This window comes from Actinomadura rupiterrae, assembly GCF_024172125.1.
Classification (GTDB): domain Bacteria; phylum Actinomycetota; class Actinomycetes; order Streptosporangiales; family Streptosporangiaceae; genus Spirillospora; species Spirillospora rupiterrae.
The window spans coordinates 37,330-62,686 of the sequence record NZ_JAMZEA010000008.1; the positions used below are offsets into that span (position 1 = coordinate 37,330).

The 25,357-nt window shown below is 72.8% G+C and carries 20 protein-coding genes; 8 read left to right on the forward strand and 12 right to left on the reverse strand.

Annotation, left to right across the window (positions count from 1 at the left end):
• Positions 1-487: 487 nt before the first annotated feature.
• Positions 488-1,777 (forward strand): transcription termination factor Rho, encoded by a 1,290-nt coding sequence (rho, locus tag FHU30_RS27620; RefSeq protein ID WP_372503965.1) that lies wholly within the window; start codon positions 488-490, stop codon positions 1,775-1,777.
• A 51-nt stretch (positions 1,778-1,828) separates the two neighbouring features.
• Here rho and FHU30_RS27625 read toward each other — a convergent pair whose 3' ends face one another.
• The 3 genes from FHU30_RS27625 to FHU30_RS27635 all read right to left on the reverse strand — a co-directional run bounded on the left by FHU30_RS27625 (position 1,829) and on the right by FHU30_RS27635 (position 5,563).
• A complete protein-coding gene (locus FHU30_RS27625) occupies positions 1,829-3,553 on the reverse strand; it encodes a serine/threonine-protein kinase (protein WP_301323775.1) in 1,725 nt (574 codons plus the stop codon).
• Between the two features lie 67 nt (positions 3,554-3,620).
• Entirely contained in the window at positions 3,621-4,664 is a 1,044-nt protein-coding gene (locus tag FHU30_RS27630; protein WP_253879680.1) for a lysylphosphatidylglycerol synthase domain-containing protein, read from the reverse strand.
• Positions 4,661-5,563 carry a PIG-L family deacetylase gene (locus FHU30_RS27635; RefSeq protein ID WP_253879681.1) on the reverse strand — a complete coding sequence of 301 codons (903 nt, stop codon included), beginning with the start codon at positions 5,561-5,563 and terminating at the stop codon, positions 4,661-4,663. The genes FHU30_RS27630 and FHU30_RS27635 overlap by 4 nt, the downstream gene beginning before the upstream one ends.
• Before the next feature lie 111 nt (positions 5,564-5,674).
• Here FHU30_RS27635 and FHU30_RS27640 point away from each other — a divergent pair, with 111 nt between their 5' ends.
• Positions 5,675-6,817, forward strand: a complete 1,143-nt coding sequence (locus FHU30_RS27640; protein WP_253879682.1) for a glycosyltransferase family 4 protein — start codon at positions 5,675-5,677, stop codon at positions 6,815-6,817.
• Here FHU30_RS27640 and FHU30_RS27645 read toward each other — a convergent pair.
• Positions 6,775-8,361: an acyl-CoA synthetase gene (locus FHU30_RS27645; RefSeq protein WP_253879683.1), complete on the reverse strand. Its 1,587-nt coding sequence runs from the start codon at positions 8,359-8,361 to the stop codon at positions 6,775-6,777. The genes FHU30_RS27640 and FHU30_RS27645 overlap by 43 nt on opposite strands.
• 112 nt (positions 8,362-8,473) lie before the next feature.
• The gene (locus FHU30_RS27650; protein ID WP_253879684.1) at positions 8,474-9,850 is read right to left on the reverse strand and encodes an esterase-like activity of phytase family protein; all 1,377 of its coding nucleotides are present in this window, start codon (positions 9,848-9,850) and stop codon (positions 8,474-8,476) included.
• 204 nt (positions 9,851-10,054) lie between these two features.
• Here FHU30_RS27650 and sigE point away from each other — a divergent pair, with 204 nt between their 5' ends.
• Positions 10,055-10,648, forward strand: coding sequence for an RNA polymerase sigma factor SigE (sigE, locus tag FHU30_RS27655; RefSeq protein WP_253879685.1), 594 nt, complete (start codon positions 10,055-10,057; stop codon positions 10,646-10,648).
• Positions 10,649-10,797: 149 nt separating this feature from the next.
• On the opposite strand, the gene FHU30_RS27660 is transcribed toward sigE, so the two are convergent.
• Genes FHU30_RS27660 through FHU30_RS27670 form a run of 3 tightly spaced genes read right to left on the reverse strand, consistent with a single transcriptional unit; the run spans position 10,798 to position 14,216 of the window.
• Entirely contained in the window at positions 10,798-11,688 is an 891-nt protein-coding gene (locus FHU30_RS27660; RefSeq protein WP_253879686.1) for a hypothetical protein, read from the reverse strand.
• A gap of 50 nt (positions 11,689-11,738) precedes the next feature.
• On the reverse strand, positions 11,739-12,578 hold the full coding sequence (locus FHU30_RS27665) for a MaoC/PaaZ C-terminal domain-containing protein (RefSeq protein ID WP_253879687.1): 840 nt from the start codon (positions 12,576-12,578) through the stop codon (positions 11,739-11,741).
• A 42-nt stretch (positions 12,579-12,620) separates the two neighbouring features.
• A complete protein-coding gene (locus tag FHU30_RS27670; protein WP_253879688.1) occupies positions 12,621-14,216 on the reverse strand; it encodes an acyl-CoA synthetase in 1,596 nt (531 codons plus the stop codon).
• Positions 14,217-14,324: 108 nt separating this feature from the next.
• On the opposite strand from FHU30_RS27670, the gene FHU30_RS27675 reads away from it, so the two are divergent.
• Positions 14,325-15,515, forward strand: a complete 1,191-nt coding sequence (locus tag FHU30_RS27675; RefSeq protein ID WP_253879689.1) for a lipid-transfer protein — start codon at positions 14,325-14,327, stop codon at positions 15,513-15,515.
• 9 nt (positions 15,516-15,524) lie between these two features.
• On the opposite strand, the gene FHU30_RS27680 is transcribed toward FHU30_RS27675, so the two are convergent.
• Positions 15,525-17,471 (reverse strand): WD40 repeat domain-containing serine/threonine protein kinase, encoded by a 1,947-nt coding sequence (locus tag FHU30_RS27680; protein ID WP_253879690.1) that lies wholly within the window; start codon positions 17,469-17,471, stop codon positions 15,525-15,527.
• Between the two features lie 87 nt (positions 17,472-17,558).
• Positions 17,559-18,185 carry a TetR/AcrR family transcriptional regulator gene (locus tag FHU30_RS27685; RefSeq protein ID WP_253879691.1) on the reverse strand — a complete coding sequence of 209 codons (627 nt, stop codon included), beginning with the start codon at positions 18,183-18,185 and terminating at the stop codon, positions 17,559-17,561.
• Positions 18,186-18,316: 131 nt separating this feature from the next.
• Between FHU30_RS27685 and FHU30_RS27690 the strand changes: the two genes are divergently transcribed.
• The gene (locus FHU30_RS27690) at positions 18,317-18,868 is read left to right on the forward strand and encodes a YceI family protein (RefSeq protein ID WP_253879692.1); all 552 of its coding nucleotides are present in this window, start codon (positions 18,317-18,319) and stop codon (positions 18,866-18,868) included.
• A gap of 48 nt (positions 18,869-18,916) precedes the next feature.
• Here FHU30_RS27690 and FHU30_RS27695 read toward each other — a convergent pair whose 3' ends face one another.
• Positions 18,917-20,278 (reverse strand): sensor histidine kinase, encoded by a 1,362-nt coding sequence (locus tag FHU30_RS27695; RefSeq protein ID WP_253879693.1) that lies wholly within the window; start codon positions 20,276-20,278, stop codon positions 18,917-18,919.
• A 269-nt stretch (positions 20,279-20,547) separates the two neighbouring features.
• Between FHU30_RS27695 and FHU30_RS27700 the strand changes: the two genes are divergently transcribed.
• From FHU30_RS27700 to FHU30_RS27710, 3 genes are all read left to right on the forward strand, one after another.
• A complete protein-coding gene (locus FHU30_RS27700; RefSeq protein ID WP_253879694.1) occupies positions 20,548-22,029 on the forward strand; it encodes a glutamate-cysteine ligase family protein in 1,482 nt (493 codons plus the stop codon).
• A 62-nt stretch (positions 22,030-22,091) separates the two neighbouring features.
• Positions 22,092-22,766 carry a response regulator transcription factor gene (locus tag FHU30_RS27705; protein ID WP_253879695.1) on the forward strand — a complete coding sequence of 225 codons (675 nt, stop codon included), beginning with the start codon at positions 22,092-22,094 and terminating at the stop codon, positions 22,764-22,766.
• Positions 22,763-23,845, forward strand: a complete 1,083-nt coding sequence (locus FHU30_RS27710; RefSeq protein WP_253879696.1) for a sensor histidine kinase — start codon at positions 22,763-22,765, stop codon at positions 23,843-23,845. Before FHU30_RS27705 ends, FHU30_RS27710 begins: the two co-directional genes overlap by 4 nt.
• A gap of 9 nt (positions 23,846-23,854) precedes the next feature.
• Here the strand turns inward: FHU30_RS27710 and FHU30_RS27715 are convergent, their stop codons facing one another.
• Complete coding sequence (locus FHU30_RS27715) at positions 23,855-25,141, reverse strand: PucR family transcriptional regulator (protein WP_308211408.1); 1,287 nt, start codon at positions 25,139-25,141, stop codon at positions 23,855-23,857.
• Positions 25,142-25,357: the final 216 nt, after the last annotated feature.

The following is a 25,357-nucleotide window of genomic DNA, read 5'->3' on the forward strand; positions in this document are numbered from 1 at the left end:
AGGGCCCCGCAGCCGCCCGGCGCGGAGGCCCCGAGGCCGGGATCCGGGCGTTCCGGTGCTCGGCGCGGGCCGGTTCGCGGGCGTCCCGGGGGCGGGGCGGCAGGGCTGTCGGTGGCACGTGGGAACCTCGTCGCGCGTTCGCACATCGAAGGCCGCAAGGCTTCGGGCAAGCCGTCAGGGGAGGCCATGGCGCGCAGGGGACCGCCGGAACGGCGGAAGGGCGGGAATGCACACCACGCGGAATGTGCTGTACTGTCAAATCAGCGCCTCGCCTCCGTACCGGCGGGACCGAAGTCGGAGCAGGCGCGTTCGTTCCCCGCCCCGGGCCTCTGAGCGCCCGGAGACAGCCCGCGCGGCCCCCGTGCCGCCCGCAGCCTTCCAGGGAGCCGAATCTCTTCCGCCCGGACGCGCCGGGCCGATCGACCACTTCCCTCTTTCGTTCCTCTCGACCACGCGCCGCCAGGGGCGGCCGTCTGAAGGGACCCGCATGACCACTACCACCACGGCAGAACACGCCGCCCTGCCCGCACAGGCAGACCGGCGCCGCCGCACCCGGGCCAGGACGACCCCGGCCCGCACCCCCGCCCACGCGCCCGACGGCGCGGACGGCGCGGCCCCCGCCTCCGCCGCGAACGCGCAGGCGGCGGACGGCCAGGGCGAGGCCCAGCCCCTCCCCGTCGTGCCGTTCCACGGCATCCTGGCCGTCCAGGACAACCGGGCCTTCGTCCGCACCTCGGGCTACCTGCCCGGCCCGGACGACGTGCACCTCAGCCAGGCGCAGGTCCGGGACGCCCACCTGCGCCCCGGCGACATCGTCGCCGGCACCGCCCGCCCGCCCCGGTCCAACCGGGAGAAGTACGCGGCGCTGGCGTCCGTCGAGACGGTCAACGGCCTGGCGCCCGAGACCGCCGCGGACCGCCCCCAGTTCAACAAGCTCACCCCGCTGTTCCCGAACGAGCGGCTGCGGCTGGACACCGGCGCCATGGTGACCCGCGTCATCGACCTGGTGGCGCCGATCGGCAAGGGCCAGCGCGGCCTGATCGTGTCGCCGCCGAAGGTCGGCAAGACCATGATCCTCAAGGCGCTGGCGCACGCGATCTCCACCGCCAACCCCGAGTGCCACCTGATGATCGTGCTGATCGACGAGCGGCCCGAGGAGGTCACCGACTTCCAGCGCTCGGTCGAGGGCGAGGTCGTGCACTCCACCTTCGACCGGCCCGCCGAGGAGCACATCGCCCTCGCCGAGCTGGCCGTGGAGCGGGCCAAGCGCCTGGTCGAGCAGGGCCACGACGTGGTCATGCTGCTCGACTCGATCACCCGGCTCGGCCGGGTCTACAACCTGGCGGCCCCGTCCAGCAGCCGGATCCTCGCCGGCGGCGTCGCGACGACCGCGCTGTACCCGCCGAAGAAGTTCTTCGGCGCGGCCCGCAACATCGAGAACGGCGGGTCGCTCACCATCCTCGCCACCGCGCTGGTCGAGACCGGCTCGCGGATGGACGAGGTGTTCTTCGAGGAGTTCAAGGGCACCGGCAACATGGAGCTGAAGCTCGACCGGAGCCTCGCCGACCGCCGCGTCTTCCCGGCCGTGGACGTCGAGGCGTCCAGCACCCGCCGCGAGGACCTGCTGATGTCCCCCGAGGAGCTGGAGCTCAACTGGAAGCTCCGCCGCGCGATGTCCGGGATGGACAAGCAGCAGGCGATCGAGCTGCTCCTGGAGCGGATGAAGGGCACGAGCTCCAACGCCGAGCTGCTGCTCCGCATGCAGCAGGCCCTCTGACCCCCGCCTCCGATCCCTGGGACCCCGCCGGCACCGGCCGCCGGGACCCCGCTAGTTCCCTGTGGAGGGCTCCGGATCGAACGACCGCAGGATCCGGTCGTAGAGCCGCGCACCAGGCGTCCACCGCGAGGCGCGGGTGTAGAAGAAGAACTCGTACCCGGCGACGCGGCTGCGCAGCGCGCGCGTCCCGCCGTCCCGGTTCCAGGTGAACTCCCATTCCGCCGCGTCCCGCGCGAGGTCGGGCGCGGGTTCGAGCCGCAGCCGGCGGTAGCCGGGGTAGGCGCCGTCCGCGGTCGCGGAGCGCTCGTCCGCGTGCAGGCCGCTGAGCGCGTCCCCGGGCGCCCGGACGATGGTGAGGCCCTCGTCGCCCGAGGGGGCCTTCCAGGCCACGCCGTTCCGGACGTGGTGGTTGTGCCAGTTCGCGGGGACCTCCACGCTGAACGCGCCCTCCGCGTGGAAGACGGTCGTCGGCGCCGACGCGCCGGGAACCGGCTGCAGCACCGCCGAGGCGCTCTTGCTCACCGAGGTCCAGCGCGCCGACCAGGCTCCGAGCGCCGCCACTCCGGCCAGCGCCGCGCCGAGCCCGAGCAACGCCCCGAGCCGCGGGCGCCGCGACGCGGGCATCCGGACGGCCGCCCGGCGCACCGAGCCGCGCCCGCCGCCCGTCCCGTAGACGGCGTTCTTGTCGGCCAGACCATAGGCGTCCGCGTTCTTGTCGAACGGCTCGTACGGCCCTGCCTGCTTCAGGCTTCCGGCCTTCAGGCTCGTGGCGACGTCCGCGGCCTCGTCCACTACGGCTGCGGGCGGCGCGTTCCCGTCGCTGGTCGACCGGTCGCTCTGAGCCGCGACGCCCGCAGGCCGCGCGCTCCCATCCGCGATGTTGGTCGAACGGGTGGTCTCGGCCGTGCTCACGGCGAGCCCCTCCGTGGCGTCGGCCTCGTTGGGCAGGGTGCGCAGGGCGTCGCGTAGGAGTTCCTCGACGTCGTCGGCGGTCAGGCGCTCGTCCGGGTCCTCGCGGAGCAGCCCCTCGACGACCGGGGCCAGCGTGCGCGAGGCGCGCGGCGGCTCGTACTCGCCAAGCAGCACCGCGACCATCGACGCGAGCGCGTGGCAGCGCAGGAACGGCGAGCGCCCCTCCAGGGCGGCGTACAGCGTCGCGCCGAGCGACCACAGGTCGGACGCCGGGACGCTGGGCAGCCCCCGCACCCGCTCGGGCGGCAGGTAGGCGGGCGAGCCCTCGATGCCGGAGACCAGCGTGTCCTCCAGCTGGCGGCCGCCGTTGATGTGCACGGCGAGCCCGAAGTCCGTGAGCAGCACCCGCCCGTCATCGCAGAGCAGCACGTTGGACGGCTTGACGTCGCGGTGCAGGATCCCGGCGGTGTGCGCGGTGCGCAGCACCGACAGCAGCGCCAGCCCGACCTCGGCGGCGCGCGCGGCCGGGAGCCGGCCGTCCTGGGCGAGCACCGCGTGCAGCGAGCGCGCCTTCAGGTACTCCATGATGATCCAGGGCCGGCCGTCCTCCATCAGGATGTCGAAAACCTGGACGACGCCCGGATGGCGGAGCGCCGCGGTCGCCCGCGCCTCCTCGACCATCCGCCGGCACGCGAGCCGCCGCTCCCCGACGGTGAGGCGCTCCGGCAGGCGGACCTCCTTGACCGCCACCTCGCGGTCGAGCATCTCGTCGTGGGCCAGCCAGACGGTGCCCATCCCACCGCGCCCTACCACCGAGTGCAGGCGATACCTGCGCGCGAGCGGTATCACCTCTTCTCCCCCCATGAGGTGGTTATCGGTCGCCCGCGCTCAAGGCATGTTCCACCGGTGGTAACAATATCCTTACGTTGAGTCATTTGCGGACCAATGCCCGATACGCCGGAACTGCCGGGACGCTCCGGGAGCGGCGGCTCAGCAGCCAGCCCAGCCAGCCCGCGCCGCCCGCCGGGATCTCCACGGCGTAGGTGTAGAAGGAGTACAGGATCGTCGCCGCGGCGGCCGGACCGGCGGCCACGCCGAAGTGCACGAGCAGCGCGGCGGTCCCGGTCTCGCTGATCCCCGCGCCGCTCGGCGTGATGATCGCCGTGGTGAGCATCCGGTTGATCGCGAACACCGCGGCCGCCTCGGCGACCTGCACGTGCGCGCCGACCGCGAGCAGGCAGGCGTACAGCAGCGCGGCCTGGAGCAGCAGGTAGGCGGCCATGCCCGCGGTGAGGCCGCGCCAGCCGGTGCGCAGGACGTCCACGGTCCGGTCCCGCACCGACAGCAGCACGCCGTCCCCCCGGAGCAGCGGACGTCCGGCACGGGCGGGCAGGCGGCGGGCCAGCGCGCGCAGGCGGTCGTCCACGGCCCGGGCCGCCTTCGGCGAGCGCAGCGCGAGCGCCAGGACGCCGACGATGCCCAGCAGGACGGCGGCGGCGAGCAGCGCCATCGCGGCCATCCGGCGGCCCGGCAGCTCGCCCGCGACCAGCAGCACGACGATCCCGACGGCGGGCAGCAGCAGCCGCGCCAGCACGTTCCATATGCCCGTGACCAGCGCGGACACCGTGATCGAGGCGTTCCGGTGGCCCCAGCCGCGGGCCATCGCGAAGGTGACCGCGAGGCCCGCCGCGCCGCCGAACGGCAGCAGGTTGCTGACCGCGCTGCCGACCGTGTTGAGCAGCAGCCCCTGCCAGTTGGTCAGGCCCGGCAGGGACGCCTTGAGCACGTAGGTGTAGGCCCAGAGCCCGGCGAACCAGAGCAGCGTGAGCCCGGCCAGCTCCCAGAGGGCGAGCCGGGACAACTCGCGGCCGATCTCCGCCCAGTCCACGCCCACCAGGTAGGGCAGCGCGACGAGCAGTCCGGCCGCCCCCGCCAGCGACAGCACCGACAGGACGGCCCGGGTGGGGCGGCTCAATGCTCCGCCGTATCCGCCGCCAACGCGGGTTCGCCGGGTTCCGGCGCCGGTGCCCTGTGCGGCCAGGACGCCAGCGGATGCCGCAGGACGGTCCCCGGCGGCAGATCGCGCCGGACGTACCACTCGGTGCCCAAAGCGCGCCGGAACAGCGGTCCGGGAAGCCGCAGCAGCGCGGCCAGCGTCCGGACGGACTCCCCGCCGGTGGTCTGGGTCGCGTGCGCCGCCATCGCGGCCCGCTTCGCGGCGGCGAACCGGCGCACCGGCACCCGGTGCGTGATCTCCGCACTCGGCGAATAAGCCCTCTCGAAGGACGCGACGTCCAGCGAGCGGGGCAGCAGGCGCCAGCGGGCGAGGCCGCGCAGCACGCGCAGCAGCAGGTCCCGGTCGACGGTCGCCTCAAGGACGACGGGCGTCCCGGCCATCCTCGCCGCCTCCGTCCCGACCCGGTGCACCTGGACGTGGTCCGGGTGTCCGTACCCGCCCGCGGGGTCGTACACCACCAGCAGGTCGGCCGCCTCCTGCCGGAGCAGCTCGGCCAGCTCGGCAGCGGCCGCCTCCGGATGCGCGCGGGCGAACCCGCCCGGCGCGTCTCCGGCCAGCCCGGAGTCCTCGTATCCGAGCAGGACGACCCGCTCGCACCCGAGCGCCCGCGCGGAATCGTGCAGCTCAGCCGTCCGCACCACCCCGAGCCGCGCCCGCCGCCGCGCATCCCGCCCCCGCGCATCCCGCCCCCGCTCCGCCGCTCCCGCCGGGGGGCCCGCGGTGAGGCCGCGCTCGCCGGCGGTGGCGACGACGAGCACCACGCGGTGCCCCTCGGCCGCCAGCAGCGCCATCGAACCCGCCGTGAGCAGCGCCTCATCGTCCGGATGGGCGTGGAAGAAGACGCACGTTCGTCGCACGGGATCTTGATTCCCGGGACGCGTGAAGGCCGGGCCCGCTCCGGGTCAAGGCTCGCCCATCCCCCGCGCGGTCGGGCGTGTCGCCGTGCGCCCCGACCGCACCGTCAGAGGGTGCGGATTCTCCACGTCAGCGACTGCTTCCCGCCCCGGCTCGGCGGCATCGAGGTGCAGGTGGACGAGCTGGCCCGGGCCCAGTACGGCACCGGCCACGAGGTCGCCGTCGCCACCGCCACGCCCGCTCCGGCCGGTGCGGGCGAGCCGACGCCGTTCCCGGTGGCGCGGCTGGTCGCGCCGCTGCCCTGGGAGCTGCCGATCGGGCGCTCCCTGGGCCCGCTGCTGGACGACCTGAAACCGGACGTCGTGCACGTCCACGCGGGCGCGGTCTCGCCGTTCGCCTGGCGGGCCGTCCACAGCCTGGGGATAACGGGTCCGCCGGTCGTGCTGACCGTCCACAGCATGTGGGGGCCGGTCAGCCGGACGGTCTACCGGGCGCTCGTGCCCGGCTGGGCGCGCCGGCACGGCGGCGGGCTGGTGGTCACGACGGTGAGCGAGGCGGCGGCCCGTCCGATCCGCGCGGTCGTGGACGGGCGGCTCCCGGTCCGCGTCATCTCGAACGGCATCGACCTAGCGCGATGGCACGCCGAGACGCCCGCCGAAGGGGACCGGCGCGTCGCACCCGTCCCACTCGAAGGCGACGGATCGGCGCACGTGGTCGCGGTCGGACGCCTGGCACCCCGCAAGGAGCCGGTGAACCTGCTGCGGGTGCTGCGCGAGGCCGCGTCGGCGGTCCCGCTGCGCGCGACGATCGTCGGGGACGGCCCGGCGCGCCGGCGCATGGAGCGGTACCTGCGGCGGCACGGCATGTCCGGCTGGGTCCGGCTGACCGGACGCCTCGACCGCTCCGAGGTGCGGAACGTCCTGGAGACCGCGGACATGTTCCTGGCCCCCGCGTCCCGCGAGTCGTTCGGGCTCGCGGCCCTGGAGGCGCGCCTCGCGGGCGTGCCCGTGGTGGCCCAGGCGGGCGGCGGCGTCGCCGACTTCGTCACGTCCGGACGGGAGGGGCTGCTCGGCGGGACGCCGCGCGAGCTGGCGGCGGCGCTGGCGCGGCTGGCGTCCGACCCCGCGCTGCGGGGCCGGATCGCGGCGCACAACCGCGCCACCTCGCCCGTCCGGTGCTCGTGGCCCGCCGTGCTGGCGGCGTTCGACTCCTGCTACGAGGCGGCGTCGGCGAAGACCGACTTCGCCCACTTGTAGTCGGACTTGCCGACGGCCGTCCGCTGCACCTCGCTGACCAGGCGCACCTCGCGCGGCAGCTTGTATCCGGCGAGCCGGTCGCGGCAGTGCGCGGTCAGCTCCTCCAGCGTCGGGGACGTGCCCGGACGCGGCGCGACCACGGCCGCGACGCGCTGCCCGAACCGCTCGTCCGGCAGGCCGACCACGACGACGTCGTAGACGTCCGGGTGGTCCTTGAGGGCGACCTCGACCTCCTCGGGGTACACCTTCTCGCCGCCGGTGTTGATCATCAGCGAGCCGCGGCCGAGCAGCACGATCGTGCCGTCCTCCTCCAGCGACGCGAAGTCGCCGGGGACCGACCAGCGGACGCCGTCCGCGTCGGTGAAGAACGTGGTCGCGGTCTTCTTCGGGTCGTTGTAGTAGCCGAGCGGGATGTGCCCGGTCCGCGCGAGCTTGCCGATCTCGCCGGGCCGGACGGGCTTGAGGTCGTCGTCCAGCACCGAGATCTCCGGCTTCATCATGAACCGGGCGGTGCCCTCCTTGCCGCCGACCGACGGCCCGCACGCGCCGGTCTCGGACGCGCCGTAGTTGTCGAGGAAGATCACGTTCGGCAGGTGGACCTTCAGCTCGTCCTTGGCGCCCTCGGTGAGCGGCGCGCCGCCGGACGCGATCGCGAACAGCGACGAGACGTCGTGGTCGCCGCTCGCCAGCTCCTTGGCGACCGGGCGCGCCATCACGTCGCCGACGATCATCAGCACGTTCGCCTGCTCCTCGGCGAGCAGCCGCAGCGCCTTGGCCGGGTCGAACGCGTGGTCGGTGTAGAGGACGACCTTGGCGCCGCTGAACAGGCCCATGAACGCCACCCACTGGCCCGCGCCGTGCATCACCGGCGCGCAGTCGAGCACCGCCATCGCGGGCTGCTCGGCGTTGGCGGCGAGGGCCTCCGGGCTGGTCACCGGGTCGCCGAGGACGTTCCCGCCGCCGAGCGCGCCGAAGAAGATGTCCTCGCAGCGCCACTCGACGCCCTTGGGGTAGCCGGTCGTCCCGCCGGTATACATGATGTAGCGGTCGTCGCTGGACCGCGCGGGGAAGTCGTCGTCGCCGGTCGCCTCGCCGAGCGCCTTCTCGTACTCGACCGCGCCGGGGATCTCGGCGTCCGCGCCGTCCTCCAGGACGACCACGTGCCGCAGCCTGGGCAGGTCGCCGCGGACGTCCTGGACCTTGGCCAGCAGCGACCGCTCGCCGACCAGCGCGACCGAGTCGGAGTCCGAGAGCACGTGGTGCAGCTCGGCGGACACGTACCGGTAGTTCACCGGGATCGGCACCGCGCGGATCTTGAAGATGCCGAGCATGGTCTCCAGCCACTCGGCGCGGTTGAACGCGAGGATCGCGACGTGCTCGCCCGGCTGGACCCCGGCGCCCGCGAGGTGGTGCCCCACGCGGCTGGCGCGCTCGTTGAGCTCGGCGTACGTTCGGCGCTGGTCACCCGCGACGAGAGCCGGTCTGTCGGGACCCGCCTCCGCGAGGATTTCCAGGAGATCCGCCAGGTTGTAGCTCCGCGCCATGGCCACACGTCCTCGGTTCGGGGTGGGTACCGGGTGCCCCCGATGATTTCCCGGCACCCGGTGCTCACTCAATACTTCTGGACGCCCCGTCCAATGAGATGGGTCACATCCCTCAGAATCGGACAAACCTCAAGGTCGTGGGGACTCCACTGTCGACAAGGCGCCCGTCCGGACCGAACGTACCCAGGCCGAAGTCGTTGTCGTTCATGACCGCGAGGGTGCGCCGCCCGGCGAGCGCGACACCCTCGATCTTGCCCGGGACGCCCGGGACCTTGGCCAGATCGACGGCGAGGGTCTTCGGCAGCGCGGTCACGCCCGCCGGGACGTCCGGGGACGCCTCGAAGGACGGCGTGGTCGCGGTGTCGTCCCAGCGCGAGCCGAGGATGTTCGTCGCCGTGCGGACGTCCACCGAGTACAGCCGGGCGAGGCGGTCGGTGCGCTCGTCCACGAGGATCCGGCCGTCCGGAAGGGCGGTCAGCGCGGAGATCTTCATCTCCGACTGCTTGCCGCCGCTCTGCGGGTCGAACGAGGAGACGTCCTCGAAGCGGTAGGCGAACTCGCCGGTGACCTCGTCCTTGCGCAGGTCGAACCGGAGGATCCGGCCGTTCCGGGACACCTTGGACGTCTTCTTGTCCGGGTTGGACAGCGGGCTCTGCACCGCCGCGTACAGGTAGCGGCCGTCCGGGCTGATCGTCAGGCCCTCGAAACCGCGGTTGTAGGTGCGCTTGTTGAGGATCGCGGGCAGGTTCGCCTTGATCGGCGAGTGCGCGCCCTGGCCCGGCCAGCCCTGCGGGACGTACCGCTTGATCACGCGCCCGTGCCGGTCCAGGTGCAGCAGGGACGGCCCGTACTCCTCGGCGATCCAGAACCCGCCGTCGCGCGTGCGCACGAGGCCCTCGGTGTCGATCCCGTCAGGGTTGTAGGCCAGCTGCGTCTTGCCGTCGAAGGAGTAGGGCGCGTCCTCGCGTCCGGGCACGTTCGGCAGGCCCGTCACCGGACGGCCGTCCCGCGCGCGGACCGGCAGCGCCTTCACGATCTTCAGGACGCCCTTGTGCGCCCTGACCTTGACGATCGTCGGGTCGAAGGAGGGGACGGGGAACGTCGTGCGGTCCTCGCCGTCCACGGTGACGGTGCCGTTCGGGCCGCGGTCGGTGATCGCCCAGAACTCGTCGTTCGGAGTTCCGGGCTCGTGGAACAGGTCGCTGCCGATCCCGCCGAGCGCGACGCCGTGATCGTCGGCGATGCTGTGCGGCAGGAGCCGGTTCTGGAACTGGGCCAGCGGGATGCGCGGCAGCGTGGCGCCGCCGGTCTTGGCGTGGTCCGCGCCTGCCGGAGCAGCGCTGTCTGCCGCTACCGCGGGGGTGCTGTCTGCCGCTACCGCGGGGGTGCTGTCTGCCGCTACCGCGGAGGTGGCAGCGGCGGCGGGGAAGGCGATGGCGGCGGCCAGGGCGGCCGCGGCGGCCTTGTAAAGGGATGAGCGATCGGTCACAGCCGGAAATTAGGGGTCCCGGATGTCCAGCGGGTGATCAGCGGGTGAATGCCCAGGTCGGACGGGGTTTGCGCGGTCCGGTCCCAGGAGTCGCGGCAGTGCGCTGGAACCCCTGGCGGCGACAGGCCGCAGTGTTCTTACACCGCTCTTATCCGCGGACCGGCATGCTGAGCCGTAACGATTACGTATCAGACGGGGGTAGCGGTGAGCGCAGGCACAGTGGCGTGGACGCCTCCGACGTGGGAGGAGATCGTCGACCAGCACTCCACCAGGGTGTTCCGGTTGGCGTACCGGCTGACCGGGAACCGGCACGACGCCGAGGACCTCACCCAGGACGTGTTCGTCCGGGTGTTCCGGTCGCTGTCGTCCTACACGCCGGGCACGTTCGAGGGCTGGCTCCACCGCATCACCACCAACCTCTTCCTCGACCGCGCGCGCCGCAAGCAGCGCATCCGGTTCGACGCGCTCGCCGAGGACGCCGACGAGCGGCTGGAGGGCCGCGAGGTCTCGCCCGCGCAGTCCTACGACGACCGGCACCTCGACGCCGACATCCAGACCGCGCTCGACTCGCTCGCGCCCGAGTACCGGGCCGCCGTCGTGCTCTGCGACATCGAGGGCCTCACCTACGAGGAGATCGCGGCCTCGCTGGGGGTCAAGCTCGGAACGGTCCGCAGCCGCATCCACCGCGGGCGCGCCCAGCTGCGCGTCGCCCTGGAGCACCGCCGCCCGGCCGCCCCGGCCCCGGCCCCGGCTCCGGCTCCGTCGGCGTCGCAGGAGTGCGTGACGACCGCGCCGTAGCGGTCCCGAAAGACTTGAGCCGTGCGGAGCAGGCGCCGCACGGCTCAAACATGTGCGCTCAGTGTGCTCGCCGTCAGGCGCCCGCGCGGTGGTCAGGCGCCCGCGCGGTGGTCAGGCGCCCACGCGGTGGTCAGGCGCTCACGCGGTGGTCAGGCGCTCACGCGGTGGCTGGGCTCCTTGAGCCTCGCGTCCCAGTCGAGGCCGAAGCGGCGGCCGAGCGCTTCGAGCGCCTCGCGGTTCCGCCCGACGACGTCGAAGTTCCCGTCGCCGCCGTGCATGTCGTAGACCAGCACGTCGGGGCCGCCGTACAGGTGCGTCTCCGCGTCCAGCTCCCGCCAGGGGTGCTCGAACCCGAGCGGAGCCAGCGAGGCACGGAGCCGGTCGGCCTCGTCGCCGTCGCCGTCCAGCCAGGCGCTCCAGCCGAGCGTCATCGGCAGGCACACGGCGGTGAACTGGAGGAAGAACCGCGAGAGCGACGGCGCCTGGACCATCCAGACCTGGCCGTCCTCGTCGGACTCCTCGTCCTCGAAGGTGACCAGGACGCGGGGGTCGTCCAGGTGCGCCTCGGCCGCCAGGTAGCCCCACTCGTTGCAGTACTGGTTCTCGGCCATGAAGGCGACGAGGCGGCGGTCGGCGTCCGCCGGGAGCAGGTCCGAGCCCTCCTGGAGGCCGTCCGCGACGCCGTAGCCGGACGGGTCGGGCCGCATCGTCGGCGGGAACTCGGGGTTGCTCCCGTAGAAGCCGGGGTTGTGGACGAACGAGTTGAACGGCAGCGTCCACCACTCGCCCAGCGCCGCCGGGATCGACACGGACGGGTCGACGCCCTCGCGGTCGTCCTCGTCCACGTTCATGAGCTCCTGCACGTACGCCTTGTGCCCGTTGGACGCGGCCCGCGCGAGCAGCAGCTCGTGGTCCTCATCGTCCGCGATCGGCGGGGGCGCGTAGCCCCACTCCTCCTGGAACTCGCGGAGCAGGTCCCAGCGGCCGCCCGCCCGCTTCATGCGGTCCGCGAACACCCCGTAGTCAACGATCTTCGCCATGGGCGGCAGCGTAAGGGGACGGTCCGGCGACCGTCCCCGATACGCGGCGATCAGCCGATCTCGGCCAGACCGTCCTTGATCACGACATCGCCGGAGCTGGACGTGGTCTCGAACGCGTACGTCCCGTCCCCGCTGCCGAAGATCCGCGTGGTGACGTCCTGGCCGGGCAGGACGGGCTTGGAGAAGCGCACCGCGAGCCGCTTCAGCCGGGCCGGGTCGCCGCCCGCCGCCGACTCGATCACCGCGCGGGACGTGAACGCCATCGTGCACAGGCCGTGCGCGATGATCCCGGGCAGGCCCATGCTCTTGGCGAACTCCTCGTCCAGGTGGATCGGCATCGGGTCGCCGGACGCCTCGGAGTAGCGGAACGTCTGGTCGTCGTCCACGTGCTGCGTGACCTCGGCGAGCGGCGCGCCAGCCCGCAGCTCCTCGGGGAAGGTGTGCGCGGGGGCCTGCTCGCCGACCGTCTCCCCGGCCTGGAAGCCGCGGAAGAACGACACCATCCACTGCTCGTTGACCAGCTCGCCGCCGTCGGTGCGGGTCTCCAGCTTCAGTGAGACCGTCGTCCCGGACTTCTTGGACGAGTACCCGGTGACCTTCGCCCGCGAGACCAGCTTCATGCCGGGCTCGATCGGCCGGTGGAAGACCATGTCCTGCTCGCCGTGCACGACGAACGGGATCAGGCTGTCCGGGACGACCTTGAACAGCGGGTCGATCATGCCCTGGAACACCGGCACGATCGCGAACACCGGCGGGGCCAGCTCGCCCGAGGTGTACCGGGGGTTGCCGTCGTTGGTGGCGGCGGCGTACGCGACCGTCCGCTCCCGCTCGACGGCGAAGTCGAACGGCTCGCTCCAGACGCCCAGGTTGTCCTTGTTCATCTCGGTCATGAGGGGATTCCTAACTGATAGAGAGGCCCTCTTGGTAGTGGCCTACTGATAGAGCCCCTTGGCCCAGCGGTAGTCGGCCTTGCCGGCGGGCGAGCGCCGCACCTCGTCCACGATCCTGATGTCGCGGGGAGCCTTGTACCCGGCGAGCGTCGCGCGGGTGTGCACCATCAGCTCCTCGGGAGTGGCGGACGCGCCGGGCGCGAGCGACACCACGGCGGCGACGCGGGAGCCGAGCCGCTCGTCCGGGACGCCGACGACCAGCGCGTCGTACACGGCCGGGTGCGTCTTCAGCGCCGCCTCGACCTCCTCGACGAACACCTTCTCGCCGCCGGTGTTGACCACCAGGGAGCCGCGGCCGAGCATGACGACCGCGCCGTCCTCGTCCACCCGGGCCATGTCGCCCTGGAGCGCCCAGCGCACGCCGTTCTCGTCGGTGACGAACGTCTTCGCGGTCTTGGCCTCGTCGTTCCAGTAGCCGAGCGGGATGCGTCCGGACCGCGCGAGCTGCCCGATGTCACCGCTGCCCGGCCGGACGGGCCGGAGCATGTGGTCGAGCACGGCGGTGTCGTTCCCGCGCGGCATGAACCGCGGGTGCCCGTCGGCGGACGGCTCGACCCCCTGCCCGGACGCGCCGGTCTCCGACCCGCCGAACGCGTCCAGCACCATGAGCAGGGACGGGACGAGCTCGTGCAGCCGCGCCTTCACGTCCGGGGACGTCGCCGCGCCGCCGGTCGCGATCACCAGCAACGCGGACAGGTCGTACGCGCCCGGCTTCGCCTCCAGTTCGGCGATCAGCGGGCGGGCCATCACGTCCCCGACCGCCAGCAACGAGACCGCCTTCTCCCGCGCGGCGATGGTCAGCACCTGCTCGGCGTCGAAGCTGCGGCCCGTCCACAGGACGAGCGTGGACCCGGACGTCAGCGCTACCCACGCCACCCACATCCCCGCGCCGTGCATCAGCGGCGCGCAGACCATCGTGGTCAGGCCGCCGTCCAGCACCTTCGTGGACAGCGTCTCGGGCTTCGGGATCGGGTCGCCGATGAGGTTCCCGCCCCACATCGCGGCCATGAAGATGTCGACGTGCCGCCACATCACGCCCTTGGGCATGCCCGTGGTGCCGCCGGTGTAGAGCAGGTAGAGGTCGTCCTCGGAGCGCTCGCCGAAGCCGCCGTCCGGCTTCTGCGCCGCGAGCGCGGACTCGTACTCGACGGCGCCGGTGACCTCGTCGTCCGAGCCGTCCTCGATGAGGATCACGTGCCGGAGGTCGGCGAGCTTGCCGCGCGCCTCGCCGAGCCGCGCGAGCAGCGACCGCTCTCCGACCAGCGCGACCGAGTTCGAGTCGCCGACCACGTAGGCCAGCTCCCCGGCGGTGTAGCGGTAGTTGATGTTCACCGGGACGGCGCGCAGCTTGTACGCGCCGATCTGCGCCTCCAGCCATTCGGCGCGGTTGTGGGCGAGCAGCGAGACCGTGTCGCCGGGGCCGACGCCCTGCGCGGCCAGGTGATGGGCGAACCGGTTGGCGCGTTCGTCCAGTTCCCGGTACGTCAACCGGCGTTCCCCCGCGACGAGCGCGAGCTTGTCCGGCACCGCCTCGGCGACGATCTCGAACAGGTCGGCCAGGTTGAAGCTGCGAGACATCCGTCCTCCGGAGGTGGTGCGGCGAACCGGTCTGGGTAGAAACATACAAGCTTGACTGTTTCTAATACAGGGCCTAGCGTCCCGAGCGACCCGAGGAGAGGCGGCCAGATGACCAGCAGGACCTTCGTCGTGGGTGTCGGCATGACCAAGTTCGAGAAGCCCGGCAGCCGCGAATGGGACTACCCCGACATGGCGCGCGAGTCCGGGACCAAGGCCCTGGAGGACGCCGGAATCTCCTACGACCTGGTCGAGCAGGCGTACGTCGGCTACGTCTACGGCGAGTCCACGTCGGGCCAGCGCGCCGTCTACGAGCTGGGCATCACCGGCATCCCGGTCGTGAACGTCAACAACAACTGCTCGACCGGTTCCACCGCGCTCTTCCTCGCCCGCCAGGCCGTGAAGTCCGGAACCGTCGACTGCGCGCTCGCCCTCGGGTTCGAGAAGATGCAGAAGGGCTCCCTCGGCACCACCTTCGAGGACCGCGAGCAGCCCATGCTCAACCACCTCAAGGAGCTGTTCCCGCTGTTCGAGTGGGGCGGCGAGCCGATCGCGCCGTACATGTTCGGCGCGGCCGGACGCGAGCACATGCAGAAGTACGGCACGACCGCCGACCAGTTCGCGCGGATCGGCTGGAAGAACCACAAGCACTCGGTGAACAACCCGTACGCGCAGTTCCAGGACGAGTACTCGCTGGACGACATCAAGGCCGCGCGCATGGTCTACGACCCGCTGACCAAGCTCCAGTGCTCCCCGACCTCGGACGGCTCGGGCGCGGCGGTCATCGCGTCCGAGCGCTTCGTGGACGAGCACGACCTCTGGGACCGCGCGGTCGAGATCGCCGGCCAGTCCATGGTCACCGACACCCGCGCCACCTTCGACGCCAAGTCGGCCATCAAGATCATCGGTGCGGAGATGTCCGAACTGGCCGCGCGCCGCGCCTACGACGAGGCCGGGCTCGGCGCCGAGGACCTCCAGGTCGTCGAGCTGCACGACTGCTTCAGCACCAACGAGCTGATCACCTACGAGGCGCTCGGCCTGGCCGCCGAGGGCGAGGGCGGCAAGCTCGTCGACAGCGGCGACAACACCTACGGCGGGCGCTGGGTCGTCAACCCGTCCGGCGGCCTGATCTCCAAGGGCCACCCGCTCGGCGCGACCGGCCTGGCGCAGTGCGCCGAGCTGACCTGGCAGCTGCGCGGCAAGGCCGACGCCCGCCAGGTCGAGGGCGCCACCGCCGCGCTCCAGCACAACATCGGCCTCGGCGGCGCGGCCGTCGTCACCGTCTACAAGCAGGCCCGCTGACCCACGGGCTCACAGGCGCCAGAGGTGGATCTTGCCGTCGGGACCCCCGCCGGCGACCACCTTGGCGTCCGGGCTGACCGCCACCGAGAAGCTGCTCCCGCCACCGAGATCGCGGATCTTCGTGCCCGTGCCCGGATCCCAGATCTGGACGGCGGAGCCGCCCTCCTCGGCTGAACTCGCCAGGAAGCGGCCGTCTCGGCTGAAGGCGAGCCTGCCGCTGGTCCCTCCGGCGAGGTCCCGGCGCTTCGTGCGGCTGGCGAGATCCCAGGTGCCGACCTGCGTCTTGGGCCCGGTCGCGGCGATCGTGCCGCCGTCCGGGCTGAAGGCGACCGCGTCGACGGACCGGCCCGCCTCGATCGTGCCGCTCTCCTTGCGCTGGACGACGTCCCAGAGGCGGATGCTCTTGCCCGCGCCGTACGCGAGCGTCCGGCTGTCGGGGCTGAACGCCGGTTCGTCGATGAAGCCGTTCGTCATGGGCGTGGTGAAGCTGAGGCGCCGGGACGCGACGTCCCAGACCCGGACGCGGCCGTCGATGCTCACGTTCTTGCCGAACCTGAAGACCCCGACGGCCAGGCTGCGTCCGTCCGGGCTGAACGCGGCCGAGACCGCCGATTCGCCGTCCGGGTCGCCGAGGGTCGTGATCACCCGGCGGGTCGCGACGTCCCAGAACTGGATCTGGCTCTCGGCGTTCTCGGCGGCGAGGATCTTGCCGTCCGGGCTGAACGCCACCACGTGCCGGGACTTCTCCGAATCCCCGGTGTCGTGCGCGAGCGTCGCGACCGGCGCCCCGGTCGTGGTGTCCCAGAGCCGGAGCGTGCTGCCGTCGTCCGCGCTGGCCAGCAGCTTCCCGTCCGGACTGAACGCCAGTCCCCACGCCGCCGCGGTCCCCGTGTCGAGAATCCCGTCCGCGGGCAAGGGCGGCAGCGAACTGTGCGACGCGGCCACGCGAGGCTTAGCCCCGCCCCCGCTGAACCCCTTCACCGTGAACGCGGTCCCCACGGCCAGCACCACCGCGACCCCGGCCGCGATCCCCGCAACCCGCCCACGGCGTCCCAGCCCGGAACGTTCCGAACCAGCCACAAGCGTCTTCCCCGGCGAGGGAAGAACCTCAGTCCGCGGAGGAGCCGCTGGAGGCGCGGCAGGACGAGCTGGAGCAAGCCGCGGTCGGACGTCGTCAGCGGTCGCCCGCGACTCCGGGTCCTTCTGGAGAAGCGCGGTGAGGACGTCCGCGAGCGGCCCGGCCTTCTCTGGCGGGGACGGCTCCTCGGTGGCGATGGCGACGAAGATCGCGCCGTGTGTGGGCCCCTCGAAGGGCGGACGCCCCTCCACGGCGGCGTAGAGCGTCGCGCCCAGCGACCACAGGTCGGACGCGGCCGTGGCCGGACGGCCCCGGACCTGCTCCGGCGCCATGTACGCGGGCGTCCCGATCAGCACGCCGGACTTGGTGATCGTCGCGTCGCCGTCCAGCGCGGCGATGCCGAAGTCGGTGAGGACGGCCCGGTCGCCGTCGAGCAGCACGTTCGCGGGCTTGACGTCCCGGTGGACGATCCCGTGCGCGTGCGCGGTGGTCAGCGCGTCGAGCATCTGCCGTCCGAGATCGGCGACCCTTTCGGGCGGGAGCGGGCCGTCCTCGCGGATCACCGCGTCCAGCGACCGTCCCGCGACCAGCTCCATCACCAGCCAGGGACGCCCGTCCTCGCCGGTCACGCGGTCGTGCAGAGCCACGATGCCGGGGTGCCGCAGCCGCGCCGCGGCGCGCGCCTCGCGCTCGGCCCGCGCGTACCACTGCCGCCGCTCGGCGTCGTCGATCTCGTCCGGCAGCCGCAGCTCCTTGACGGCCACCTCGCGCCCCAGCTCGGTGTCGAACGCCCTCCAGACGCGCCCCATCCCGCCGCGACCGATCAGCCCGAGAATCCGGTACCGCCCGATCATCGAAACCCCGGACTCGCCCCGCATGCGAGCGAACATAGCGGCCTCCGGCACGCGGCGGGAGGTGCGGGGCGGCTCAGCGCCCGGCGGGAGGGGTGGGAGGTGCGGGGAGGCTTAGCGCCTGGCAGGAGGGAAGGTCATATGGAGGAGGCGTGATTTGCTGCGGAGCCAGCGGGCCTCCAGGCGTTCCGGAGTGGTGGGATGGACGAAGTTGAGGAGGCAGAGGCCGCGGATGGTCTCCAAGGCGACGTAAAGGTTGCCCCTGATCTCGGGGTCGTCGACCTGGTCGCCGAAGACGGCGCGGCTGATGTCCAGGATGCCCGCGGTGATCAGGCGCTCGAACTCGGCGACGTGCTCGCGCAGGTCGGGGTCGGTGCGGGCGGCGACCCACAGCTCCATGGACGCCTCGAACAGCGGGCCCTGGAAGGCGCGCCAGAGCAGGTCCAGGGCGTCGCCGAGGGGGTCGGCGGAGCGGCGCAGGGGGTCCAGGTCCTCGGCGAGGAAGCGGTCGGCGCGCTTGCGGGCCAGGTGCTCGACGGCGGCGAGGACCAGGTCGTTCTTGGTCGGGAAGTGGTGCACCTGGGCGCCGCGCGAGACGCCGGCGCGCTCGACCACGCGGGTCGTGGTGGTGCCGTGATAGCCGTACTCGACCAGGCAGGCGACGGTGGCGTCCAGCAGGGCCGCGCGGGTGGCCGCGGTGCGCTCCTCCTGGGTGCGGCGGGGACGGACGGGTGACGGCATGGCCGCAGCCTACCGAAGAAACATACAGGTGGACCGGTATGTATGAGGGGGACTTGACACTGCTTGAAGTCTCAACTAATGTCCGGAGAGTCAGTTCGTTGAAGTTTCAAGAACACCCCGTGGAGACAGCCATGACCCTCGCCGCCACCGAGCTCGGCCTCACCGCCGGCACCTGGAACATCGACCCCGCGCACTCCGAGGTCACCTTCGCCATCCGGCACCTGATGACCAAGGTACGCGGCTCCTTCACCGACTTCTCCGGCGCCGTCGAGGTCGCCGACGACCTCGCGAAGTCCACCGCGACGGCCGAGATCAAGCTCGCCTCGATCGACACCCGCAACGCCGACCGCGACGCGCACGTCCGCGCCGCCGACGTGCTGGACGTCGAGCAGCACCCGACCATGACCTTCGCGACCACCGGCGTCCGCGCCGAGGGCGGCGACTACAAGCTGGACGGCACCCTGACGATCAAGGGCGTCGCGCAGCCGGTCACGCTGGACCTGGACTTCCACGGCGTCGGCCAGGACCCGTGGGGCGGCACCCGCGCCGGGTTCTCCGCCACCGCCACCATCAACCGCAAGGACTGGGGCATCGAATTCAACGTCCCGCTGGGCGGCGACAAGGCCCTCCTCGGCGACAAGGTCGACATCACCCTCGAAATCCAGGCCGTGCAGGCTGCCTGAGACCGAGTCCTGCTTGAAGGGACCGCCCGCACACCGCGGGCGGTCCCTTCAAGTGTGCAGGGGCAATCGGAGGACGAAGCGGGCACCGCGGGCGGAGTCCTCGATCGTCAGGGAGCCGCCGTGGGCTTGGGCGATCTCGCGGGCGATGGCCAGGCCGAGGCCGGTGCCGCCCGCATGGCGGCTGCGGGCGCTGTCCAGGCGGGTGAACCGCTCGAAGACCCGCTCCCGGTCGGCCTCCGGGACGCCGGTCCCGTCGTCCTGGACGGTCAGCACCGCCGTCCCGCCGGACGAGCTGACCGACACCGCGATCGTGCCGTCCGCGTACCGCTCGGCGTTGTCCAGCAGGTTGCCCAGCAGCCGGACGAACTGCATCCGCACCCCGCGCACGCCGACGTCCAGGGCGAGGTCGGCGACCAGGCGCGGCGCGTCCGCGGCGCGGGGAACGGCGGCGCGGCGGGCCAGCTCGCGCCGGGCCAGCTCGCCGAGGTCCAGGTCCTCGCGGGCCGCGTTGCCGGTGCCGATGCGGGCGAGGAGCAGCAGGTCGGTGACGATGTGCTCCAGCCGGTCGGTGTCGCGCAGCGCCGACTCGACCACGCCCTTGAGGTCGGTGTCCTCGGGATGCATCGAGGCGTCCTCCAGGTTGGCGCGCAGGCCCGCGATCGGGGTGCGCAGCTCGTGCGAGGCGTCCGAGGCGAACTGGCGCTGCCGGTTCACCGCGCGCTCCAGCCGGTCGAGGGTCTGGTTGGCGGTCGCGGCGAGCTGGGCGATCTCGTCCTCGCCGGACGGCTGCGGCACCCGCCGGGACAGGTCGCTGCCGCTGATCTCGGCGAGCTGGGCGCGGATCATCTCCACCGGGCGCAGCGTCCGGCCGACGACCCGCCAGGTCACCCAGGCGGCCAGCGCCGACAGGACCAGCACCGCGACCACGAGCAGGGCCTCCAGCGCGCCGTTCACCAGCAGTGCCGGGACGCCGGTCGCGGCGTAGACCACCACCGAGTCGGGCGCGGTGGTGACCCGGATCGCCTCGATGATCGTGCAGCGCCGGCCGAGGCCGTGGCCCTTGCACTCCTCGTAGTCGCGGACGCGCTCGTCCCGCGGCGGCCAGTACGCGCTGACCCGCGCGTGCCGTCCGGCGGCCGGGGTGGTGTCGAGCATGTTGCCGCCGGGCCCGACGACCTGGATCAGCACCCGCCCTCCGGAGTCGTCCGGGATGGGCGAGGCGAGCGAGCCGTCCCGGATCGCGGCGCTGGTCCGGCGCGCGGACTGCGCGCTGTCCCGGACGAGCGCGGCGTTCTCCGCGCCCCGGATGCCGAGGTCGGCCCCGGCGGCGATGCCGCCGAACACCACCGCGGCCAGCACCGCTGCGACCAGCGTGTCCCGCGCCCTGATCGACCGTGGCCGCAGCCGCATGGTGCTCCTCCTCACATCCATCACAGCGTGTCACGGCGCCGGCCGCGCCGTCCTCACTCTCGGTCTCCCGCCGGTGCGCGGAACGGCCCGCGCACGCGTCGCTCCTGGCCCCCGGGTCCTCTCGCGGCCCCCGCCCACCACGGCACGTCGGCGGACGGTGACACTCCGGAGCGCGGTTATCGGCGCGCCCGTAACCCCGCTCCGGGTTTCCCCAGTCCAGATCTGGACATTTGGCTCAGAAGACCATATCCGCGGCAGAAGGCGAGGACATGGGACGGGACGTTTCCGCCGCGACCATCAGCGGTATGGACCGGCGCAGGTACCGGGAGAAGGTGCGGCGCGACCTCGACGTGCTCGCGCGGATGCTGGGCGAGTCGCAGTTCGAGTTCGACCGGCCGCACATCGGGCTGGAGATCGAGCTCAACCTGATCGACGCCGCCGGCGATCCGCTGATGCGCAACGCCGACGTGCTGAAGGCCATCGCCGACCCGGCCTGGGCGACCGAGCTGGGCCAGTTCAACCTGGAGATCAACATCCCCCCGCGCGAGCTCGGCGGCGACAACGCGCACGAGCTGGAACAGGAGGTCCGGGACCATCTGGTCCACGCCGAGGCGCACGCCCGCGAGGTCGGCGCCGAGCTGGTGACGATCGGCATCCTGCCGACGCTCCGGCGCGCCGACATCGGCGAGGAGGCGCTGTCGGCGAACAACCGGTACAAGCTGCTCAACGACGAGATCTTCGCGGCACGCGGCGAGGAGATCCGGATCGACATCGACGGTCCGGAGCCGCTGTGCATGCACACCGACACGATCACTCCGGAGGCCGCCTGCACCAGCGTCCAGTTCCACATCCAGGTCAGCCCGGAGCGGTTCGCCGCGCACTGGAACGCGGCGCAGGCCATCGCCGGCCCGCAGGTCGCGCTCGCCGCGAACGCGCCGTTCCTGTTCGGGCACCGGCTGTGGCGCGAGACCCGGATCCCCCTGTTCGAGCAGGCCACCGACACCAGGCCGGACGAGCTGAAGGCGCAGGGCGTGCGGCCCCGGGTCTGGTTCGGCGAGCGCTGGATCACCTCGGTCTTCGACCTGTTCGAGGAGAACACCCGCTACTTCCCCGCGCTGCTCCCGATCTGCGAGGAGGAGGACCCCGAGGCCGTGCTCGACGGCGGCGGCATCCCCGAGCTGCCCGAGCTCGCCCTGCACAACGGCACGATCTACCGCTGGAACCGGCCGATCTACGCGGTCGTCAACGGGCGGCCGCACCTGCGGGTGGAGAACCGCGTGCTGCCCGCCGGGCCGACCGTCGCCGACACCGTCGCCAACGGCGCGTTCTACTACGGGCTGCTGCGCGTCCTCGCCGAGGAGGAGCGCCCGGTCTGGTCGCGGATGTCGTTCGCGACCGCGCGGGAGAACCTGCACCGCGCGGCCCGGGACGGCATCGACGCCCGGCTCTACTGGCCCGGCCTCGGCGAGCTCCCCGCGTCCGAGCTGGTGCTGCACCGGCTGCTCCCGCTCGCGCACGAGGGCCTGGACCGCTGGGGCGTCGAGCCGTCCCGCCGGGACCGGCTGCTCGGCATCATCGAGGGCCGCTGCCTGGCCGGACGCACCGGGGCGGACTGGCAGATCGGCACCGTCGAGGCCGTCGAGGAGCGCATCGGGCCGCGCCGTCCCGATGCGCTGCGCGCGATGACCCGCTCGTACGTGCGCAACATGAACTCCAACGAACCCGTGCACACCTGGCCGATCGGTCCGTGATCGACACAGGATCCGCACAACCCGCCCTGGGAGCGCGCGCACCGCGCTCCTAGGGTCGGGTCATGCGCATCCTGGTCGTCGAGGACGAACCCACCATCGCCAAGGCGGTCGCCGACCGGCTGTCCGCCGAGGGCTTCGCGGTGGAGACGGCCGCGGACGGGCCGTCCGCCGTCGCGCGGGCGCGCGAGACCTCCCCCGACCTGATCGTCCTGGACGTGATGCTGCCCGGCTTCGACGGGCTGGAGGTCTGCCGCCGCGTCCAGGCGGACCGTCCCGTCCCGGTGCTGATGCTCACCGCCCGCGACGACGAGACCGACAAGCTCGTCGGGCTCGGCGTCGGCGCGGACGACTACCTCACCAAGCCGTTCAGCATGCGCGAGCTGGTCGCCCGCATCCGCGCGCTGCTCCGCCGCGTCGAGCGCGCCGCGACGCTGTCCACCGCCGAGCCCGTCACCCGGCTCGGCCCGCTGGAGATCGACCAGCGCTCCCACCGCGTCCGCCGGGACGGCTCGGAGGTGCACCTCACCCCGACCGAGTTCGACCTGCTCAGCTGCCTCGCCCGGCACCCCGGCGCCGTCCTCACCCGGGCCGTCCTGCTGGAGGAGGTCTGGGACTGGTCCGACGCGTCCGGCACCCGCGTCGTCGACGGCCACGTCAAGGCGCTGCGCCGCAAGCTCGGCCCGGACCTCATCCGCACCGTCCACGGCGTCGGCTACAGCCTGGAGGCCCGCCCATGACCGGCCCGGCGGGGTTCGTGTGGGAGCGGTTGCGGCGGCCGCGCGGGTCGGCGGCGCACGCGTGGGAGCGGCTGCCGCGGCCGCTGGACCCGCTGCGCTCGATCAAGGTGAAGCTCGGCGTGCTGGTCGTGGTGACCGCGTGCATCGCGATCCTGATCGTCCTCTGGGGGTACCCGCTGGGGTTCCGGGGGCGCGAGACGGTCCCGGTCGGGCTGCTGATCGCGCTGGTGATCACGCAGCTGATCGCGCACGGGATGACCGCGCCGCTGCGCGAGATGACGGCGGCGGCGCGGGCGATGGCGCGCGGCGACTACTCCCGCCGGGTGCGCTCCACCTCGCGGGACGAGGTGGGCGAGCTGGCCCGCGCGTTCAACCGGATGGCCGCCGACCTCGCCGCCGTGGACCGGCAGCGGCAGGAGTTCGTCGCGAACGTGTCGCACGAGCTGCGCACGCCGATCAGCGCGCTGCACGCCGTCCTGGAGAACGTCGCGGACGGCGTCACCCCGGCGAGCCCCGAGGTGCTCGAATCGGCGCTGGAGCAGACCGAGCGGCTCGGCCGCCTGGTCGGGCAGCTGCTCGACCTGTCCAAGGTGGACGCCGGGGCCGTCCCGCTCGACCTGCGCGAGCTGGAGGTCGCCGGGTTCGTGGACGAGGTGACCGCCGCGTTCCCCGACACCCCGGTCAAGGCGGACATCGCGCCCGGGCTGTGCTGCGTCGCCGACCGCGACCGGCTGCACCAGGTGCTCGCGAACCTGCTCGACAACGCCGTCCGGCACGGCCCGTCCGACGGCGCGGTGTCGATCACGGCGCGTCCCGGCGACGGCGCGGGCTCGCTCGTCCTGGAGGTCTCGGACGAGGGCCCCGGCATCCCGAAGGGCCAGCGCGAGCGCGTCTTCGAGCGCTTCTCGCGCGGCGCGTCCGGCGCGGCCACCCCCGACGGCGGCACCGGCCTCGGCCTCGCCATCGCCCGCTGGGTCGTGACCATGCACAACGGCCGCATCGGCGTCGTCGACACCCCGCACGGCTGCCGCATCCGCGTAACCCTCCCCGCCCGGGGGTGCGCCGGCGGCGGAGGGTGACGATCACGCCTAGCGGCGGAGGGTGACGATCTCGCCGGTCTCGCCGACGGCCTCGCGGTGCGCGTCGAGGAGGTGCTCGCCGGCGCCGGACGCGAGCAGGGCGCGGGCGCGCAGCACGATCTCCAGGTCGAAGCGCAGGTCGGGGTCGAGGAGCTGGTCGCCGAACAGCTCCTCCAGCTGGCGCAGCCGGTAGCGGACGGTCTGCGGGTGGACGTGCAGCCGCATCGCGACCTCGTTGGCGTTGCGGCCGGACTGGAGCCAGGCGAGCAGCGTCTCGGCGAGCCGGTCCTGCTGGCTGACGCGCAGGTGGGCGAGGGGTTCCAGGCGCAGCGCCGCGAGCGAGGAGATCAGGTCCTCGTCCTGGAAGAGGATCAGCGTGGACATGTGCTCGACGCTGCGCACCACGCCGCCGTCGGTGTCGATCACGCCGCGGTCCACCAGCGCGAGCGTCTTGCGCGCCCACTGCACCGAGCGGGCGGCCTCGGCGACCGGGACGGTCGGGCCGACGACGGCGAGCGTCCCGGCGAGCGCGCGGTCGATCAGCCGGGCGCGGCCCGGGCCGTCCGGGTCGGGGACGATCAGGGACGGCGTGCGGCGGGTCAGGTCGGCCAGCACGTCCGGCGGGAACGCGGGGTGGTTCGACCCGGCGGGCGGGCGGCCGAGCGCGACCGCCGCGACGGTCCGCGGGACGGGCCAGTGCGCGGCGGCGGCGAGGTCGGCGATCGCCTCGGGCGCGGCGGGCGGGTCGGCGAACAGCAGGTCGAGCAGGCGCTTGCGGCGGCGCTGCATCTCCCCCGCGACGGCGGCCTTGGCCTGCGCGTACCCCTCGGCCGCGGCGGCGGCCAGCTCGTCCTGGACGAGCATCAGCGCCTCGCCGACCGCGCCGAGCGTGCGCGGCCCGACGTCCAGCATCGCGGCGCCGTCGGCGATCCGGCGCCAGGCGACCATCGCGCCGACCCGCATCGCGGACTGCATCGCGTCCAGGCTGCGGCCCTCGCCCGCCTCGCCGCGGCCGATCGCGCGGAAGAAGTCGGCGACCGCGGCGGGCTCCTGGTGGGGGTCGGCGATCCGCTCGACGAAGTGGTGCAGCACCCGCTCGACGGCGAGCCGGAGCGTGCCCGAGTAGGGACCGTCGCCCGGCCGGTCGTACTCGCGGACCCGGCTCTGGATCTCGGCGATCATGTCGTCGGCGACCTCGTCCAGGTTCGGGCGCATGTGGTCGGCCAGCTCCCTGGGCAGGTCCGCCCAGGGCCGCCCGTCGCCCGTCCCGGTCCCTCCCGTCACATCGTCGGTCACGCCGCTCCCCCCGGTGCCGGTTACTCCCTGTGTGCCTTACAGCTACACACGGGAAAATTGCTCACATTTGAGTCTAGTGTGGGGAAAATCATGACCAGAACCAAGGGTCCGGCGGCGGTCCACGGCGATCGTTGACCTGATTCGGCCGTCCGGGTTGACGAAGTTGCACTAAAACCCCCATGGAACCGTCCGGAAGTCGGTGCCACATTGGAGGGG

Excerpts from the sequence above, each read along its gene's own strand:
- rho (WP_372503965.1), top strand. The coding sequence starts at position 488 with ATGACCACTACCACCACGGCAGAACACGCCGCCCTGCCCGCACAGGCA.
- FHU30_RS27625 (WP_301323775.1), bottom strand. The coding sequence starts at position 3,553 with ATGGGGGGAGAAGAGGTGATACCGCTCGCGCGCAGGTATCGCCTGCAC.
- FHU30_RS27645 (WP_253879683.1), bottom strand. The coding sequence starts at position 8,361 with ATGGCGCGGAGCTACAACCTGGCGGATCTCCTGGAAATCCTCGCGGAG.
- FHU30_RS27660 (WP_253879686.1), bottom strand. The coding sequence starts at position 11,688 with ATGGCGAAGATCGTTGACTACGGGGTGTTCGCGGACCGCATGAAGCGG.
- FHU30_RS27665 (WP_253879687.1), bottom strand. The coding sequence starts at position 12,578 with ATGACCGAGATGAACAAGGACAACCTGGGCGTCTGGAGCGAGCCGTTC.
- FHU30_RS27670 (WP_253879688.1), bottom strand. The coding sequence starts at position 14,216 with ATGTCTCGCAGCTTCAACCTGGCCGACCTGTTCGAGATCGTCGCCGAG.
- FHU30_RS27675 (WP_253879689.1), top strand. The coding sequence starts at position 14,325 with ATGACCAGCAGGACCTTCGTCGTGGGTGTCGGCATGACCAAGTTCGAG.
- FHU30_RS27680 (WP_253879690.1), bottom strand. The coding sequence starts at position 17,471 with ATGCGGGGCGAGTCCGGGGTTTCGATGATCGGGCGGTACCGGATTCTC.
- FHU30_RS27685 (WP_253879691.1), bottom strand. The coding sequence starts at position 18,185 with ATGCCGTCACCCGTCCGTCCCCGCCGCACCCAGGAGGAGCGCACCGCG.
- FHU30_RS27690 (WP_253879692.1), top strand. The coding sequence starts at position 18,317 with ATGACCCTCGCCGCCACCGAGCTCGGCCTCACCGCCGGCACCTGGAAC.
- FHU30_RS27695 (WP_253879693.1), bottom strand. The coding sequence starts at position 20,278 with ATGCGGCTGCGGCCACGGTCGATCAGGGCGCGGGACACGCTGGTCGCA.
- FHU30_RS27700 (WP_253879694.1), top strand. The coding sequence starts at position 20,548 with ATGGGACGGGACGTTTCCGCCGCGACCATCAGCGGTATGGACCGGCGC.
- FHU30_RS27705 (WP_253879695.1), top strand. The coding sequence starts at position 22,092 with ATGCGCATCCTGGTCGTCGAGGACGAACCCACCATCGCCAAGGCGGTC.
- FHU30_RS27710 (WP_253879696.1), top strand. The coding sequence starts at position 22,763 with ATGACCGGCCCGGCGGGGTTCGTGTGGGAGCGGTTGCGGCGGCCGCGC.